Source organism: Streptomyces sp. CO7, from assembly GCF_053474865.1.
The window spans coordinates 1-460 of sequence record NZ_JBRIOU010000098.1 but is presented as its reverse complement, the minus strand read 5'-3'; the positions used below and the strand labels follow the sequence as shown (position 1 = coordinate 460).

1 protein-coding gene is annotated in these 460 nt (G+C 73.3%); it reads right to left on the bottom strand.

Annotation, left to right across the window (positions count from 1 at the left end; translation table 11 throughout):
* Positions 1-116 precede the first annotated feature (116 nt).
* Positions 117-460, bottom strand: a 344-nt coding sequence (locus tag ACOV8S_RS31295; RefSeq protein WP_448321863.1) for a YncE family protein, incomplete at its 5' end; no start/stop codon positions are given.

Below are 460 nucleotides of genomic sequence, written 5' to 3'. Positions count from 1 at the left end.
GACTGGGGCTACTCGCTCTACGAGGTGGCCGTCAACAGGTCCTGAGTCTGAGGGAGTACGACGGAAGGGGCCTGCCGGATCCGATCCGGCAGGCCCCTTCCGTCGTACCCGGGACGTCAGCCCGCCGTGGGGCCGGTCCAGTCGGCGGGGACGCGGGCGAGGCGCACGCGCTGCGGGTGGTCGCCGACGTCCACGCTCGTCACCCGGCGCCCGGTGGCGAAGTCGATCGCGGTGACCCGGTCGGCGCCGCTCTCGGAGATGACGCAGGAGCGGCCGTCGCCGCTCACGGTCGCCCAGTAGGGCTTGGAGGCGGGGACGAGCGGGCCCTCCTGGAGGGTGGCGCGGTCGACCACGGTGGCGTAGTCGTCCATCGTCCCGGCGACGCAGAGCTTGTCGCCGTCGGGGCTGATGGAGAGGCCGTGGTGGCGCGAGTCGTTGACCCAGGTGGTCCGGTCGGGGC